This window comes from Pseudomonas sp. Q1 (assembly GCF_009935975.1).
Classification (GTDB): Bacteria; Pseudomonadota; Gammaproteobacteria; order Pseudomonadales; family Pseudomonadaceae; genus Aquipseudomonas; species Aquipseudomonas palleroniana.
Genome location: NZ_QODI01000001.1, coordinates 45,395 through 61,683 on the forward strand (window position 1 = coordinate 45,395; position 16,289 = coordinate 61,683).

Here is a 16,289-nt window from a genome sequence, read left to right on the forward strand (position 1 = left end):
CATTCGAATGATCCACCATATTGATAGTTAGCAAACTAACAGTATGCGAACTATCCAGTGTCCCAAGCCCTCGAACAACTCCAGATGAACCTCAGCAGCAGCATGGTGGTGGGCGCCCGTAATTGGCGCAAAATCTGCCAGACCACGCTGGTGAGCTATGGCATCTCCGAAGCCTGCGCCGTGCCGCTGTTGATGATCGGCCGCCTGGGTGACGGTGTGCATCAGGTCAAAGTCGCCCAGGCCTCCGGTATGGAAAGCCCGTCGTTGGTGCGCCTGCTCGACCAGCTGTGCAGCGGCGGCTATGTGTGCCGTACCGAAGACATTCACGACCGTCGCGCCAAGGCGTTGAGCCTCACCGAGCGTGGCCGTGAGTTGGTGGAAGCCGTGGAAGCGCAACTGGTCCGCCTGCGCCATGACGTACTGGCCGATATTCCCCACAGTGACATGGAAGCCGCGCTGCGAGTGCTGCGTGCCTTTGAGGCGGCGTCGCTTTGAACGGATTTTTTACCGGCATGCCGCCGGCCCGCGATTGGTTCTACGGGGTACGTACGTTCGCGGCATCGATGATCGCGCTGTATATCGCCATGCTCATGCAAATGCCGCGTCCGTATTGGGCGATGGCCACGGTGTATATCGTCTCCAGCCCGTTTGTCGGCCCCACCAGCTCCAAAGCCTTGTACCGCGCCATCGGCACCTTGATGGGGGCCGCGGCGGCCGTGTTTTTTGTGCCGATGTTCGTGCAGTCGCCCTATGTGCTGGTGGTGGTGATTGCACTCTGGACGGGCATTTTGCTGTTCCTGTCCATGCACCTGCGTACCGCGAATAACTATGCGTTGATGCTCGCCGGCTACACCTTGCCGCTGATCGCCTTGCCGGTCGTGGATAACCCGCTGGCGGTGTGGGACGTGGCTGAGGCGCGTACCGAAGAAATCTTCCTCGGTATCGCCGTGGCGGCGGTGGTGGGCGCGATGTTCTGGCCGCGGCGCCTGATGCCGGTGTTCGATGGTTCGGTGGCCAAGTGGTTTGCCGACGCCCAGGTCTATAGCCAGCGTTTTCTGACACGCAACGTGGATCCCGAACAGATCAGTACTTTGCGCAGCGGTATGGTTGCCACCTTCAACACCCTTGAATTGATGATCGGCCAGCTGCCCCACGAAGGCGCGCGGCCGCAGACGGTGCGCAACACCAAGGAGCTGCGTGGGCGCATGATCCACCTGCTGCCGGTGGTGGATGCCCTGGACGATGCGCTGTATGCCATCGAACACCGCGCCTCGGAGTTTCTCGAGCGCCTCACGCCCGTGCTTGAAGCGGCCCGCCAATGGCTGGAAACCACCCAGCAAAGCGCGCCCTTGGAAAGCTGGCGCGCCCTGCGTGATCAGATCGACGCTCAGCAACCCCAGGGCGACGCGCTGGATGACCGGCACTCGTTGTTGTTCTCCAACGCCCTGTATCGTTTGGCCGAGTGGGTCGACCTGTGGCAGGACTGCCGCAGCCTGCAAGCCGCCATCCAGTGCGAAAGCCAGGAGCCCTGGCGCGCCGTGTACCGCCACTGGCGCCTGGGCCGGCTCACGCCGTTTCTCGACCGTGGCCTGATGTTCTACTCGGCGTTCTCCACTGTCACCGCGATCATCGTCGCGTCGGTGCTGTGGATTTTGCTGGGCTGGACCGACGGCGGCAGCGCGGTGATTCTGGCCGCCGTGGCGTGCAGCTTTTTCGCCTCGATGGACGACCCGGCGCCGCAGATCTACCGGTTCTTTTTCTGGACCGCGATGTCGGTGCTGTTCGCCAGCCTCTATTTGTTTCTGGTACTGCCCAACCTGCATGATTTCCCGATGCTGGTGCTGGCGTTTGCCGTGCCATTCATCTGCATCGGCACGCTGACGGTGCAACCGCGTTTCTACCTGGGCATGTTGTTGACGCTGGTGAACACCTCGTCGTTCATCAGCATCCAGGGCGCCTATGATGCAGACTTCCTCAACTTCGCCAACGTCAACCTGGCCGGGCCCGTAGGCCTGCTGTTCGCCTTTGTGTGGACGCTGATCGCACGGCCCTTCGGCGCCGAACTGGCGGCCAAGCGCCTGACCCGTTTCAGCTGGCGCGACATCGTCAGCCTGACCGAGCCTGCGACCCTGGCCGAACACCGGCACATGGCCGTGCAAATGCTCGACCGCCTGATGCAGCACTTGCCGCGCCTGGCCCTGATCAACCAGGACACCGGCACCGCTCTGCGCGATTTGCGCGTGGCCCTCAACCTGCTCGACCTGTTGGCCTACGCGCCGCGTGTCTATGGCGTACCCCGGGTGTTGCTCAACCAGGTGGTGGAAGGCGTGGGCGGTTACTTCAAGGCCTGCCTGAAGGCCGGTGAACGCTTGCCCGCGCCCAGCGGTCTGCTGATGACCCTGGACCGCACGCGCCGCGCCCTCAACGGCCAGGGCCTGCAAGACGAAGACGACACCCGCTTGCATCTGCTGCATGCACTGGCCGGCTTGCGCCTGTCGTTGCTGCCCGGCGTGGAATTTATTGGGGGCAGCGAAATGCAAGCGCCGTTGCCTGATGGAGCGCCTTTATGATCGGTGATCTGGATATCAGCGGGGTGTTCCTGCCCACGCTACTGGTGCTGATGGGCATTACCTATGGGTTGTTCCTAGTGGTGCACGGGCTGTTGAACCGTGTCCACTTTTATCGCCTGGTCTGGCACCGGGCATTGTTCAATGTGGGGCTCTACGCGCTGTTGCTGGGCGCCGTGGACTCACTCAGTCGATACCTGATGACATGAAAAAACCTTTTTTGACCATCGGCCGTGTAGTCCTGACGCTGTTGATCGTATCGTTTGCGGTCGTCGTTGTGTGGCGCATGGTCATGTACTACATGTTTGCGCCCTGGACGCGTGACGGGCATATCCGTGCCGACATCGTGCAGATCGCTCCGGACGTGTCCGGGCTGATCCAGCAAGTCGACGTGCGCGACAACCAACTGGTGACCAAGGGCCAGGTGCTGTTCGCTGTCGACCAGGACCGTTTCAAGTTGGCTCTGCGCCAGGCCCAGGCGGCCGTGGCCGACCGCCAGGAAACCCTGGCCCAGGCCCAGCGCGAGTACAAGCGTAACCGCGGCCTGGGCAACCTGGTGCCGAGCGAGCAACTGGAAGAAAGCCAGTCCCGCGTCGCCCGCGCCCAATCGGCCCTGGCCGAAGCTCAAGTGACCGTGGACGCGGCCCAGCTCAACCTCGACCGCTCGGTGATCCGCAGCCCGGTCGACGGCTACGTCAACGACCGGGCGCCACGCACCCAGGAGTTCGTGACCGCCGGGCGCCCGGTACTGTCGGTGGTGGACAGCAATTCGTTCCACATCGATGGCTATTTCGAAGAGACCAAGCTCGACGGCATCCACGTCGGCATGGGCGTGGATATCCGCGTGATTGGCGACAACGCCCGTCTGCGCGGGCACGTGCAGAGCATTGTTGCCGGGATCGAGGACCGCGACCGCAGCAGCGGCTCCAACCTGCTGCCCAACGTCAACCCGGCGTTCAGCTGGGTGCGCCTGGCCCAGCGGATTCCGGTGCGGATTGCCTTTGATGACGTACCGGCGGATTTCCGCATGATCGCCGGGCGTACGGCCACGGTGTCGATCATCGGTGACAAACCTCAAGACGGAGCCAAGCCATGAAGCAGCTTCTGGCAACCGCTGCGTTGGGGGTGTTGCTGTCGGCCTGCCAAGCGGTAGGCCCGGATTACCAGCTGCCGGAACAATCGGCCGTCAACCGTAGCGACCTGCAAGGACCGCTCGCGGGAGACGGGCACAACGTGGTGTCGGCGCCGGTGCCGGCCGACTGGTGGAAACTCTACAAAGACCCGCGCCTGGATGAGCTGGTGCGTCAGGCCATGGCCTCCAACACCGACTTGCGGGTGGCTGCCGCCAACCTGCAGCGTGCTCGCTACCAGACCCAGGAGGCTGAATCCGCCGGTGGCTGGAATGCCGGGGTCAAGGCCGAGGCACAGCGCTTGCAGGAGTCCGGCGAGGCGTTTCTGCTCCCGGAAAAAGTCCCGGTGTCGAACATCGGCAGCGTCGGTATCACCACCTCGTATCAGTTTGATCTGTTCGGCACTCTGCAACGCGGCATCGAAAGCGCCCAAGCCAGCGCCGACGCGGCCCAAGCCGCCGCCGATATCGCACGCATTACCCTGGTGGCCGACGTGGTGCGTTCCTACACCCAGGTCTGTGCCGCCAACGAAGAGCTGGCGATTGCCAACGAATCTCTCGACCTGCAGGGCCAAAGTACCCAGCTGACCCAGCGCCTGCGCGACGCCGGGCGTGGCGATGAAACCCAGGTGACCCGTTCGCAGACCCAATACAAATCCCTGCGCGCCGACATGCCGCGCTATACCGCGGCGCGGCAGGCGGGCTTGTTCCGCTTGTCGATGTTGCTGGCCAAGCCGGTGGACCAATTGCCGGCCGGCACCGCCACGTGCGCCGAGCTGCCGCACATCGCCCAACTGCTCCCGGTGGGTGACGGCGCCGCGCTGCTCAAGCGTCGCCCGGATGTCCGCCAGGCCGAACGCCAATTGGCCGCCGCCACCGCACGGATCGGCGTGGCCACCGGCGCGCTGTACCCGGACATCAGTATCGGTGCCACCGTGGGCACCGTGGGTATTCTGGATGACCTGGGCACGGCGCCCACCAACCGCTGGGGCTTTGGCCCGCTGATCAGTTGGACGGTACCGACCAACGGCGCGCGGGCGCGCATTCACGAGGCCGAAGCCGCCACCCAGGGCGCTCTTGCGCACTTTGACGGTGTGGTGCTTAACGCCATCCGCGAAACCCAGACCGGCCTGGCGCAATACACGGCGCAGTTGCAACGCCGCGACGCCCTGGCCGATGCCGGCGCGTCGGCCAAGGTGGCTTCGGAGCAGACACACCGCTTCTTCCAGGCCGGTCGTGCATCGTTCCTCGCGGACCTGCAAGCCACCCGTACCTACACCGACGTGCGGGCGCAACTGGCGGCGGCGAACACTCAGGTTGCCATGAGCCAGATCGACCTGTTCCTGGCCTTGGGCGGTGGTTGGGAAAGCGGACGAACGCAAGCGGCGCCAGCCAGCAAACCCTGAGCAAATAGCTATGCTTTGACAGGCGGGCCCCCGTGGTTTTCCAACCAGGGGCGCCCGCGGCTCACTGCTCGCGTTTGCTCATGGGGATTCCAATAATGAAAAACCCTTATGCTCCCGCTTTCTGGTGCGTGCTCTTCGCGCTGGTGCTGTTATCGGCTGCCTATTTCTACGGTGTCATGCTCGCGCATCAACTCGACAAGGCCATGGTGTTCCTCGACAGCGCCTGCCTGGTGATCGGCACCTTGTCCATCGGCGTGGTGGCCTGGGCGTCGTACCAAGGCCAACGGGTGAAGCGAAAACTGCTCGAACAGGGTAAGACCCGCGTGGCGATCTGGGACACCAAAGTCGCCCTGCGCCGCGTCGAAACCGTGTTCGACCGCTATTTCTGGGGCAGCTACTGGCAGCCTGGGCGCACCTTCCAGGAAGTCATGGGCGAACTCACCGGCACACCCCTGGAAAAAAGCCTCGAAGCCCTGAAAAAACAGTGCGTGGTCCTCGACCGGCAGGTCGCCGACGGCAGGCATTGGCTGAAGAACGCCCGGGAACTATCGGACGTGGCCAACCAGATGGCCCGCGAGCGCTACCAGTTGGACTTCTGTGATCCCAAGGTCGACACCCCGGGCAATGCTGTGATCCACCGTGAATTCGAGGTGCTGGTCTACACCTGGACGGCGCGCCTGAAGAGCTTTGATCACCAACTCGATGAGATCGATATGGAGTACTCCTGAACCAAGTGCGGACTTGATCGCTCTGAGAAAACTGGGCCGTGCGCGGCCGCCAGTGCTAATCTTCCCCCGTTTTCGGCGGGCTTGAGCCAACCCCTGCGGGGTTCAAGGAAGACAGCCCACTTCTCACAGGATTTGATCAGGTCACTTCATGAATAAGCCAGCCGTTGTTTTCTTGGGTCTTGTTGTCGCGATCGGTGCCGTCAGTGCAGGCGGTGCCTGGTACACCGGTAAGCAATTGGAGCCGGTGCTGCAAACCGCGATCCAGAACGCCAACAAGGAACTGCAGACCGCCATGGCCGGCGTCGACGGCAACGTGAGCCTGGAGCTGGTGTCGCTGGAGCGCGGCGTGTTCAGCAGCACCGCGCACTACCGCCTCAAGGGGCAGGGCACGGTATTCGGCCAGGACAACCCGAACCCCGAGTTGCTGTTCGTTGACCATATCGAACACGGCCCCCTGCCGTTCTCGCGCCTGGTCACGCTGAAGTGGCTGCCGGTCATGGCGACCAGTCACTACGCTCTGGAAAAGAACGCCACCACTGAAAAATGGTTCGCTGCCAGCAAAGACGTGTCGCCGCTCAAAGGCGTGGCCAATATCGGCTACAGCCGTTCGGTCAGCGGTAACCTCGAGTTGCTGCCGCTGGAGATCAAGGACGATAAATCCTCGGTGAGCTTCTCCGGTGCCAACCTGGACTTCGACAGCACCGCCGAAGGCCAGAAGGTCAAGGCCAACGGCTACATGAACAGCCTCAAGGTCAGCGCCATCGACGGCAATGGCGAGCCGTTCGAAGCCGAGCTGGCCGGCCTGACCGTGGCCAGCAACCTGCAAAAGTCCACCTTCGGCTTCTACACCGGGCAAAACACGGTTGAGTTGACCGACACCAAAGTCACCTTCGGCCCGCAGAAAGCCGTGCTGACCCTCAAGGGCTTCGAGCAGAAAGACACCAGCGAAACCAAGGACAACAACCTGGCCGGCCGTGTCGACTACAAAATCGACGAGATCGGTTACCAGGGCAAACCTGTTGGTTCGGCGGCCATGGCCCTGAGTATGAAGAACGTCGATATCCCGGCGATGCTGGTGCTGACCAAGCTCTACCAGGACAAGATGCAGCCGGTGCAAGCCGCCGCCGCTGCCGGCCAGCCAGTGCCTGAACTGCAGTTGACCGAAGCCGAGCAGACCCTGGCTGAAACCAACGTCAACCAGGTGCTGGCCGCCAAGCCACAACTGGCGGTGGAAAACCTGTCACTGAAAACCACCCACGGCGAAAGCAAATTCAACCTGGTCGTGGACCTGGCCAAACCGGCCTCCATGGAGCTGCCGCCGGTTGAACTGGGCAAGCAGATGGTGGCCTTGCTGGATGCCAACCTGACCCTATCCAAGCCGATGGTGGCGGACGTGGCGGCGTTGCAGGCCCAGGTGGGCGGTGTCACTGACCCGCAAACCATCGAACAGCAATCGCAGATGACGGCCGAAACGGTCAGTGGCGTGGCCGTTGGGTCTCAGTTGGCGACCCTGGTCGGTAGCGACGTAGTCTCCAAGCTGCATTACGCCAACAATGAAGTGACCTTCAACGGCCAGAAGATGACCGTCGAGCAATTCATCGGCTTTGTCATGGCTAAATTCGGCACCGTCAACCGCGCTCAATAACCTTACAGGTTGCGAGCACGGTCAAAAAAATGTGGGAGGGGCGGTGCGACGATTCGACTTGCTCCCGATAGCGGTAGCTCAGCCAGTGCATTGGTGACTGGAGGACCGCTATCGGGAGCAAGCCCCCTCCCACCTGCACGGCTAATTCTGAACAATTGTTCCTGCCAGGTCTTTTCCTTACATTTCTGATGGATAGTTCCTACAGGAAAGCTAGGTCGGGTCACTAGACGCCGACACCCTGATGCAAACTGCTCAGGACCACCTATCGTTGTAGCTTTCCGTGTGTAAGGAAGCTCACGACATGCTGCGAAACCTCCCTCTCAGTGCGCCAGGCCGTCTACGTCTGCTTATCGGCGCCGCTTTGTGCAGCCAGTTGCTCATCCCCGCCTGCGCATTGGCCGATCCGGCCTACGATGCGCTGATCATCCAAGCGCGTAACGGCAACTTCACGCCCGCCCTGACCCAACTGCGCCAACTGCCCGTCGAGCGACAGACGCCGGGGCAGATCAGCGATCACCTGGTCATCGCCGGCTGGGCCGGGCAAGACGCCGAAGTGCTGAAGGTGTACGAAGCCCAAGGCAAACATCGCAACCTGACGACCCAGGCACTGGCCACGGTGGCCCGTACTTATCGCAACCAGAAGCAGTGGCCGCAGGCCCTGGCGGTCTACCAGCAGGCGCTGCTGCGCGAGCCGAATAATGTCGACCTGAAACTGGGCCAGGCCCTGACCCAGGCCGACGCCGGCCAAACCAACGAAGCGCTGTTGCGCACCCGTGCGCTGGTGGCCGCCAAGCCGGATGACGCCAACCGGCGCATGGCCTTGGGCTACGCGCTGACCCGCGCCGGCCTGAACTACGATGCCCTGAATGAATTCGACAAGGCATTCGTGCTCGCAGGTAGCAAGCCTGAGGTGATCCGCGAATACATGGTTGCTCTGCAAAGGGCCCGCTTGCCGGAACCGGCGTTGCGTCTGTCGGCCAAGCATCCGGGGGTGCTGGATGCGGTGACCCAGCGCCGCCTGGAAGGTGATCTCGCCGCCGAGCGCGTGCGGATGGCCGAGTTCGCCACGCGCAGCGAGAAAGAGCGTTATGTGATCGCCGACCGTGCCCTCAACGATTACGACCAACTGCTGGCCCGTTGGACGCCGGACGCCAGTGCCCATGACGATGTGGTGGGCTGGCGCATCGACCGCCTGGGAGCCCTCAAGGCGCGGGCACGCACCGCCGAGGTGATCCGCGAGTACCAAACCCTGCAAGGCGAGGGCGTGCAATTGCCGACGTACGCCATCCGTTGGGTCGCCGCCGCTTACCTCGACCAGCGCCAGCCGGAAAAAGCCGAGCCGCTGTACCGCCAGGCACTGGCTGCGCCGGATGCCGACCCGGCCGACCGTGTCGAAGACAGCACCGCGCTGTTCTACGCCCTGGTGGAAAGTGACAAAGCCCTGGAGGCCCGCGACGTCGCCAACAACCTGGCCAAGAGCCAGAACCCCCGCCAGGAACTCAAAGGCTTGCCCATCGGCAACCCCAACGACAACTGGATGGACGCGCAACAACTGGCCGCCCAGGCCAGCACCTTCACCGGCAACCTGCCGGACAGCGAAGCCGGCCTTGAAGCACTGGTGCAAAAAGCCCCCGGCAACGTCAGCCTGCAGCTGGCCCAAGCCAATATGTACCGTGCCCGCGATTGGCCGCGCCGCGCCGAGGCGGCGCTCAAGGAAACCGAAGCCCAGGCGCCGCGAGATATCGGCTTGGAAGTGTCCCAGGCCTATACCGCCATGGACCTGCAAGAGTGGCGGCAAATGGATGCGCTGACCGACGACGTGCTGGCGCGCAACCCGGACAACCGCCAGGTACAGCGCCTTGACCGTCTGCGTAATGTGCACCACATGGCCGAGCTGCGCGTGGAAGCCTACACCGGCAAAAGCTACGGCGGCGGCAATAATGGCGACGTTGGCGCCGTGAGCGGCAGCCGCGACTGGGGTATTGAAAGCGTGATCTACACGCCGCCCATCGATGAAGATTGGCGCCTGTTCGCAGGGGCCGGCTACGCCACCGCCGACTTCAGCGAAGGCACCGGCCAACACCGTTGGCAACGTGTCGGCGTGGAGCGGCGTACCCGCGACATGACCCTGCAAGCCGAGGTGTCCAACCACTCCTACGGCTTTGGTTCCAAACAAGGCGCGAGCGTGTCGATTGCTCGCGACATCAACGACAACTGGCAATACGGCGGCAGCCTCGGCTACCTCCTGGCCACGACGCCGCTGCGGGCGTTGAATGCCGACATCACCGCCAATGGCGGCAGCGGTTTCATCCGCTGGCGTGCCAACGAAAGCCGTGAGTGGAAGCTGGCCGTGAGCCCGTCCCATTTCAGTGACGGCAACGACCGTCTCGAAGCCTTGCTCACGGGCCGCGAGGGCCTCTACAGCTCGCCCCATGTGCAAGTCGACCTGGGCCTGGAAGTCGGCGCCAGCCATAACACCAAGAGCGACACGGTGTACTTCAACCCCAAGTCGGACTTCACCGTGTTGCCCACGGTCACGGTCAATCATGTGCTCTACCACCGCTATGAAACCCAGTGGAGCCAGCAATTCCAAGTCGGTGTCGGTACCTACAGCCAGCGCGATTATTCCACCGGCGGTATCGGTTTGATCGGCTACGGCCAGCGCCTGCTCTGGAACGATGTGCTGGAGGTCGGTGCCAACCTGAGCCTGATCAGCCGCCCTTACGACGGCGACCGAGAACGCGATCTGCGTCTGCTCGTCGACCTCACTTACCGATTCTAGAAAGAGCCGACCATGACCGTCCTCCGCCATTGCTTGTTGATCCTGGGTGTAATGCTGGCCGGCGCCTGCGCCCAGCAACCCGCGCCCTACACCCCGCCCGCCGAACGGCCGATAGCGCCCAACGAAGCGCCGTGGCCGAAAAACCACTTCCTGGGTATTGCCTACCACGACGTTAACGACCGCGACCCCGACCAGGCCGTGGTGGCGGTGCGTACCGAGCGTTTGATCGAACAATTGGCGTGGTTGCGCGAGAACGGCTATCAGGCGGTTTCCGTCGACCAGATCCTGGCGGCGCGCCGGGGCGGCCCCGAACTGCCGCCCAAGGCTGTCATGCTCAGTTTCGATGATGGTTATTCCAGCTTTTACACGCGGGTCATGCCGATCCTGCGCGCCTACCACTGGCCGGCGTTGCTGGCGCCGGTAGGCTACTGGATTGATACGCCGATGAATCAGCCGGTGGATTTCGCCGGGATGCCACGGCCGCGCGGAGAATTCCTCACCTGGCAGCAAATCCGGGAAGTGTCCCAGTCCGGGCTGGTGGAGATTGCCGCACACACTGACGCCAGCCACACAGGCATATTGGCCAACCCTCAGGGCAACCTGGAGCCGGCCGCGACCAGCTTGCGCTTTGACCCGGCCACGGGCCGCTATGAAACCCAGGCGCAGTTCGATGCGCGGATGCGTGCCGATATCGCCGCCATCTCGAAAAAAATCCAGACCGTCACCGGCAAGGCGCCACGGGTCTGGGTGTGGCCGTACGGTGCGGCCAAGGGCACTACATTGGCGCTCGTCGCAGAGCAGGGTTACCAGATGGCGCTGACCCTGGACGACGGCATCGATGACCTCGGCAAGCTGATGAACAGCCCGCGCTTCCTCGTCGCCTCCGACCCGGATGGCGAACACTTCGCCAACAGCATCGTCGCGGTACAGACCCCGGCGCCGTTGCGCGTGCTGCACGTGGACCTGGATAACGTGTATGACCCGGACCCGGCCCAACAAGCGCGCAACCTCGACCAGTTGGTGCAGCGCGTGGTGGACATGGGTGCGGGCACCGTCTTCCTGCAAGCCTTCGCCGACCCCAAGGGTGACGGCCTGGTGCGTTCGCTGTACTTCCCCAATCGTCACCTTCCGGTCCGTGCCGACCTGTTCAACCGCGTGTCCTGGCAGTTGCATACCCGCGCCCATGCCAGCGTCTATGCGTGGATGCCGGTGCTGAGCTTCGCCCTCGACCCCAAGTTGCCCCGCGTAACGCGTTGGGATCCGCAGACCGGCAAGGTCGGTCTCGACCCGGATCAATACAAACGCCTGTCGCCATTTGATCCCCAGGTGCGCAAGGTCATCGGTGAGCTCTATGAGGACCTGGCACGCAACAGTGCCATCGACGGCGTGCTGTACCACGATGATGCGGTGCTGTCGGATTTCGAAGACGCCAGCCCCGCTGCGCTCAAGACCTATGCCGCCAACGGCTTGCCCGGCAGCATCGCGGCCCTGCGCGCCGACCCTGCGGTGATGCAACGCTGGACCCGCTTCAAGAGCCGCTACCTGATCGACTTTACCAATGAACTGACGGCCAAGGTCCGCGCCATTGGCGGGCCGCAGGTGCTGACCGCGCGCAATATCTTCGCCGAGCCGATGCTTAACCCGCCAAGCGAAGCCTGGTTTGCGCAGAACCTCGACGACTTCCTCCAGACCTATGACTGGACCGCGCCGATGGCCATGCCGTTGATGGAAGGCCAAACGCAGAAAAACTCCAATGCCTGGCTGGAGAAACTGGTTGCCACGGTCAAAGCCCGCCCCGGCGCGCTTGAACGCACGGTGTTCGAGCTGCAAGCCAAAGACTGGCGTACTAAAGAGGCGACCGACATCAACGGTGCGCAAATGGCTGAATGGATGGGGGTACTCAAACGCCAGGGGGTCAAGAGCTTCGGCTATTACCCGGACAACTTCCTGGAAAACTCACCGGCCCTGAAAACCGTGCGTCCGGCCCTTTCCAACCAGTGGAATCCTTGATCATGTTCGACAGAATCCTGGCTTTATTCGTCCTGGCACTGGTATTGGGCGTGCCCCTGGGCTTGATCTTCCTGGTCACCGGGCAGTTCCTGATGGACTTCGTGTTTTTCTACCCGTTGTTCATGTCGGGGCTGTGGATTGCCGGCGGCTTGTACTTCTGGCTGCATTGGGAGCGCCACTGGGCCTGGGAGGAAGACACCCCGGCGCCGACCCTGGTCGGCAACCCGATGATTTCGATCATCGTCCCTTGCTACAACGAGGGCGATAACGCTGCCGAGACCATTTACGCGGCGCTGGACCAGCTGTACCCGAATATCGAAGTGATCGCGGTCAACGACGGCTCTAGCGACAACACCGCCGCCGTGCTTGATGCCCTCGCCCTGGAAAACCCGCGCCTGCGCGTGTTGCACCTGGCGCAGAACCAAGGCAAGGCCGTGGCCCTGCGCATGGGCGCCGTAGCCGCCCGCAGTGAATACCTGGTGTGCATCGACGGCGATGCGTTGCTCGACAAAAACGCTGCCGCCTACATGGTTGCGCCAATGCTCGATAACCCGCGCCTGGGCGCCGTGACCGGCAACCCGCGCATCCGCACACGCTCCACCTTGATTGGTCGGGTGCAGGTGGGCGAGTTCTCTTCGATCATCGGTTTGATCAAGCGTACCCAGCGCGTGTTCGGGCGGATCTTCACGGTGTCGGGGGTAGTGGTGGCGTTCCGTAAAAAGGCGCTGGACCGCATCGACTACTGGAGCACCGACATGATCACCGAGGACATCGATGTCAGTTGGAAGCTGCAGCTCGACCACTGGGCCATCTTCTACGAGCCTCGTGCCCTGTGCTGGATCCTGATGCCTGAAACCGTCGGCGGCCTGTGGAAGCAGCGCTTGCGTTGGGCCCAGGGCGGCGCCGAAGTGCTGTTCAAGAACATCCGTGGCATCTGGCAATGGCGCCATCGTTACCTGTGGCCGCTGCTGTTCGAATACTGCCTGTCCACCGGGTGGGCTTTCACCTTCCTGCTTTCGGTGATTTTCTGGGCCGTGGGTAAATTCATCGTGCTGCCCCCGGCGATTGCCGTGGACTCCCTGGTACCCCCGGCGTTTACCGGCCTGGTGCTGGCGATGGTGTGCCTGATGCAGTTTGCGGTGAGCATCCTGATCGACCGGCGTTATGAAAAAGACCTGTGGAAGACTCTGTTCTGGACCGTGTGGTACCCGATGGTGTTCTGGCTGGTCAGCTTGTTGACCACGCTGGTCAGCTTTCCCAAGGTGTTGTTCAAGCAACACCAGAAACGCGCACGCTGGGTCAGCCCGGATCGCGGTATCAAACCCAGCCCAGAGGAGGCGTGAGCATGAAACTGGTCAGAACCCGGCAAAACGCCGTGATGTGGTTCATCGATGTGCTGCTGACCCTGGCGGCTTGGGCCGGTCTGATCTGGCTGCTGGCGCGTGGCATGAGCGCCATGCTGGAAACCCATGGCGGCCCACGCCTGGAAGCGCCGATCTTCGCCGCACTCAATACCTTGCAGGTGTACCTGTGGATCGCCGTGTTCAACGCGCTGATCCTGATCAGTTGGGCGCGTTACCAACAACGCAAGGGCCGCAAGTTCGCCCAGCGCCGCGCCGAGGCCAATGCCCTGAGCGACAAGCTGCTGAGTGAAAGTTTCAAGTTGGGTGAAGGCGACCTGGAGCAGTTGCGCAAGCCGGGTGTGCTGGTGATCCACAACGACGAAGAGGGTGGCGTGGGGGAAGTGAAGCCCCACGTGTCCCGGGACGTGGAACGCCCGCCACTGACCCTGGTGCCCGGCCAGCCAAAAGACCAAGGCGCCGGTAATATGTAGGAGCGAGCTTGCTCGCGAAAAATGTCAACGATAACGCGTGCTTTCTGAAGGGGCGCGGTGCCTGTGAGTTTCTCGCGAGCAAGCTCGCTCCTACAAAAAAGCGGTGGGGGCAGTCGGTGGATGAATCCGATAAATGGGATCCAATTCACACTATGCCCGCGAACTTTTCCCCAAACCCTCGCACTAACCTAACGCGCCAAGAGCTTAGTGGCCTAATAATGGCAACTAATCGGTTCTTCGCCTTATCGCCATCAAAAAATCAGCCATCTGTCGGAATAATCCTTCACGGTATCGGCATGTTTGTTTTTTGATAGGTTTTAATTGTTATTAATCAATGGGTTGTGAGTTTAGCGCGGGCGAATGTGCAACTAGCCCAGTGTCTTTGAACGCTGGAAGTTCGATGTTAATTTGCCGCCCCTTGATTTTTCGATGGATCGAACATGTCTTTGTTACCACGGACTCGGTATTTACTGTGCACTGTCTTGCTCGCCTACTTGAGCCTGAACAGCGCCACCGCCGCCCCCACGCCGGGCGATCAAGACTTGATCCGTGACCGGCAGAATCGCCTGCTCGAAGAGCAGCAGCGACGCCTTGAAGAACTCAAGGACCTGCCCGGCAAAGAGGCCAAGCCCCAGGCCCCGGCCACGCCTGCGGACACCCGCTGCTTCCCGATCAAAGACATCGAACTCAAGGGCGCCGACAGCCTGTCCGCCAGCGACCGCACGCTGCTGCTCAAACCCTATGTCGGCCAATGCCTGGGCATCTCGCAGCTCAATGAACTGCTCAAGGTCATCACTGACTATTACATCGCCAAAGGCCGCGTCACCAGTCGCGCCTACCTGCCGCAGCAGGACCTCTCCAGCGGCCACCTCCAGGTGTTGGTGGTGGAAGGCAAACTCGAAGCGGTGCGAAGCGCAGACGGCAGCAACGTCACCGACCGCGAACTGGCCATGGCGTTTCCCGGCAAGGTCGGTCAAGCGCTGAACCTGCGCGAAGTCGAGCAATTGGTGGACCAGCTCAACCGTCTGCCGTCGAAGCAGGCGCAAATGGAACTGACCCCCGGCCAGCAGATCGGCGGCAGCGACGTGGTGGTCAAAAACACCCCGCAAAAGCCCTGGCGCGCCAGCCTGTCGCGCAATAACGACGGGCAACGCAGCACCGGTGAACAGCAATGGGGCGCGGGCCTGGAGTGGGACAGCCCGCTGGGCTTGGCCGACCAACTGGTGCTGCGCGGCGGCCACGACGCCATCAGCGACCACCAGAAAACCTCGAAAAACAGCATGCTTTATTACAACGTGCCGTGGGGCTGGTGGAACTTCACTTATACCTACAGCGAGAGCGATTACCGCGCCATTGGCTATTCCGACACCTTCAAGTTCAAGCAGTCGGGCGACAGCCAAAACCACCAATTGCGTGCCGAACGGGTGATCCACCGCGATGACGTCAGCAAGACCTCGCTCAACGTCGGCCTGGCTCACCTGCGCACCAACAACTACATCCTCGATAGCCGTGTCGACGTGAGCAGCAACCGCCTCAGTGAGTTGCAGTTTGGCATCAACCACGGCCGACGCATCGGCAACGCCTTCGTCAACGTCGACCTGGGCGTGCAGAACGGTATCGGCGCCTTTGATGCTCAGCGCGACGACCAGCATCGCGATCAGTTCGGCAACCTCACGCCTACCCCGGATTACCGCAAATACACGGCCACCATCAGCTACTTGCAGCCGTTCAGCCTGTGGGGCGAGTCGTTCAGTTTCACCAGCCTGGCCACCGGGCAGCGCAGTGAAGACGTGCTGTTCTCGCCGCAACGCATCAGCCTCGGCGGCTCGTCGTCGGTGCGCGGTTTCAAGGACCAGCAACTGTCCGGCGACAGCGGCGGCTACTGGCGCAATGAAGTGCGCTGGGCGCGCCCGGTCACCCTGGAATGGTTGCGCCCGGCCTTCGCCGAATACGGCACCAGCCTCGGTTACGACCAGGGCGTGATTCGCAACGACCGATACAACGGCGACAACCACGGCCGCGTCTCAAGCAACTCCGTGGAACTGTTCGCCCGTGGCAAATACGTCAGCACCAGCGTGACGTTTGCCCATTCGTTGGAAAGACCGGGGGTAGTGACCGAGCGCGAAGCGCCGATCTACTTCCGCATGGACTTCTTCCTGTAATTCAACGCCCGTTACATCGAGAATTT

Annotated in this window: 12 protein-coding genes; all 12 read left to right on the forward strand. The window is 62.3% G+C overall.

What is annotated here, in order from left to right:
- The first annotated feature begins 84 nt into the window (after positions 1-84).
- Positions 85-495, forward strand: a complete 411-nt coding sequence (locus DK870_RS00160) for a MarR family winged helix-turn-helix transcriptional regulator (protein ID WP_161547833.1) — start codon at positions 85-87, stop codon at positions 493-495.
- Positions 492-2,570, forward strand: a complete 2,079-nt coding sequence (locus DK870_RS00165) for an FUSC family protein (protein WP_161547585.1) — start codon at positions 492-494, stop codon at positions 2,568-2,570. Before DK870_RS00160 ends, DK870_RS00165 begins: the two co-directional genes overlap by 4 nt.
- Positions 2,567-2,776 carry a DUF1656 domain-containing protein gene (locus tag DK870_RS00170; RefSeq protein ID WP_060755497.1) on the forward strand — a complete coding sequence of 70 codons (210 nt, stop codon included), beginning with the start codon at positions 2,567-2,569 and terminating at the stop codon, positions 2,774-2,776. The genes DK870_RS00165 and DK870_RS00170 overlap by 4 nt, the downstream gene beginning before the upstream one ends.
- A complete protein-coding gene (locus DK870_RS00175) occupies positions 2,773-3,663 on the forward strand; it encodes an efflux RND transporter periplasmic adaptor subunit (protein WP_060755498.1) in 891 nt (296 codons plus the stop codon). The genes DK870_RS00170 and DK870_RS00175 overlap by 4 nt, the downstream gene beginning before the upstream one ends.
- Complete coding sequence (locus tag DK870_RS00180) at positions 3,660-5,102, forward strand: efflux transporter outer membrane subunit (RefSeq protein ID WP_161547588.1); 1,443 nt, start codon at positions 3,660-3,662, stop codon at positions 5,100-5,102. Before DK870_RS00175 ends, DK870_RS00180 begins: the two co-directional genes overlap by 4 nt.
- A gap of 95 nt (positions 5,103-5,197) precedes the next feature.
- Positions 5,198-5,830: a hypothetical protein gene (locus DK870_RS00185; protein ID WP_060755500.1), complete on the forward strand. Its 633-nt coding sequence runs from the start codon at positions 5,198-5,200 to the stop codon at positions 5,828-5,830.
- 148 nt (positions 5,831-5,978) lie between these two features.
- A complete protein-coding gene (locus tag DK870_RS00190; RefSeq protein ID WP_161547590.1) occupies positions 5,979-7,475 on the forward strand; it encodes a YdgA family protein in 1,497 nt (498 codons plus the stop codon).
- A 301-nt stretch (positions 7,476-7,776) separates the two neighbouring features.
- Positions 7,777-10,257 carry a poly-beta-1,6 N-acetyl-D-glucosamine export porin PgaA gene (gene pgaA / locus DK870_RS00195; protein WP_161547593.1) on the forward strand — a complete coding sequence of 827 codons (2,481 nt, stop codon included), beginning with the start codon at positions 7,777-7,779 and terminating at the stop codon, positions 10,255-10,257.
- Positions 10,258-10,269: 12 nt separating this feature from the next.
- The gene (gene pgaB / locus DK870_RS00200) at positions 10,270-12,267 is read left to right on the forward strand and encodes a poly-beta-1,6-N-acetyl-D-glucosamine N-deacetylase PgaB (RefSeq protein ID WP_161547595.1); all 1,998 of its coding nucleotides are present in this window, start codon (positions 10,270-10,272) and stop codon (positions 12,265-12,267) included.
- A 2-nt stretch (positions 12,268-12,269) separates the two neighbouring features.
- Positions 12,270-13,610, forward strand: a complete 1,341-nt coding sequence (gene pgaC / locus DK870_RS00205; protein WP_060755504.1) for a poly-beta-1,6-N-acetyl-D-glucosamine synthase — start codon at positions 12,270-12,272, stop codon at positions 13,608-13,610.
- Positions 13,611-13,612: 2 nt separating this feature from the next.
- Complete coding sequence (gene pgaD, locus DK870_RS00210; RefSeq protein WP_104995152.1) at positions 13,613-14,101, forward strand: poly-beta-1,6-N-acetyl-D-glucosamine biosynthesis protein PgaD; 489 nt, start codon at positions 13,613-13,615, stop codon at positions 14,099-14,101.
- A gap of 440 nt (positions 14,102-14,541) precedes the next feature.
- Entirely contained in the window at positions 14,542-16,263 is a 1,722-nt protein-coding gene (locus DK870_RS00215) for a ShlB/FhaC/HecB family hemolysin secretion/activation protein (RefSeq protein ID WP_161547597.1), read from the forward strand.
- Positions 16,264-16,289: the final 26 nt, after the last annotated feature.

Coding starts and splice junctions, on each gene's coding strand:
- DK870_RS00160 (WP_161547833.1), top strand. CDS start 85: ATGAACCTCAGCAGCAGCATGGTGGTGGGCGCCCGTAATTGGCGCAAA.
- DK870_RS00170 (WP_060755497.1), top strand. CDS start 2,567: ATGATCGGTGATCTGGATATCAGCGGGGTGTTCCTGCCCACGCTACTG.
- DK870_RS00175 (WP_060755498.1), top strand. CDS start 2,773: ATGAAAAAACCTTTTTTGACCATCGGCCGTGTAGTCCTGACGCTGTTG.
- DK870_RS00180 (WP_161547588.1), top strand. CDS start 3,660: ATGAAGCAGCTTCTGGCAACCGCTGCGTTGGGGGTGTTGCTGTCGGCC.
- DK870_RS00185 (WP_060755500.1), top strand. CDS start 5,198: ATGAAAAACCCTTATGCTCCCGCTTTCTGGTGCGTGCTCTTCGCGCTG.
- DK870_RS00190 (WP_161547590.1), top strand. CDS start 5,979: ATGAATAAGCCAGCCGTTGTTTTCTTGGGTCTTGTTGTCGCGATCGGT.
- pgaA (WP_161547593.1), top strand. CDS start 7,777: ATGCTGCGAAACCTCCCTCTCAGTGCGCCAGGCCGTCTACGTCTGCTT.
- pgaB (WP_161547595.1), top strand. CDS start 10,270: ATGACCGTCCTCCGCCATTGCTTGTTGATCCTGGGTGTAATGCTGGCC.
- pgaC (WP_060755504.1), top strand. CDS start 12,270: ATGTTCGACAGAATCCTGGCTTTATTCGTCCTGGCACTGGTATTGGGC.
- pgaD (WP_104995152.1), top strand. CDS start 13,613: ATGAAACTGGTCAGAACCCGGCAAAACGCCGTGATGTGGTTCATCGAT.
- DK870_RS00215 (WP_161547597.1), top strand. CDS start 14,542: ATGTCTTTGTTACCACGGACTCGGTATTTACTGTGCACTGTCTTGCTC.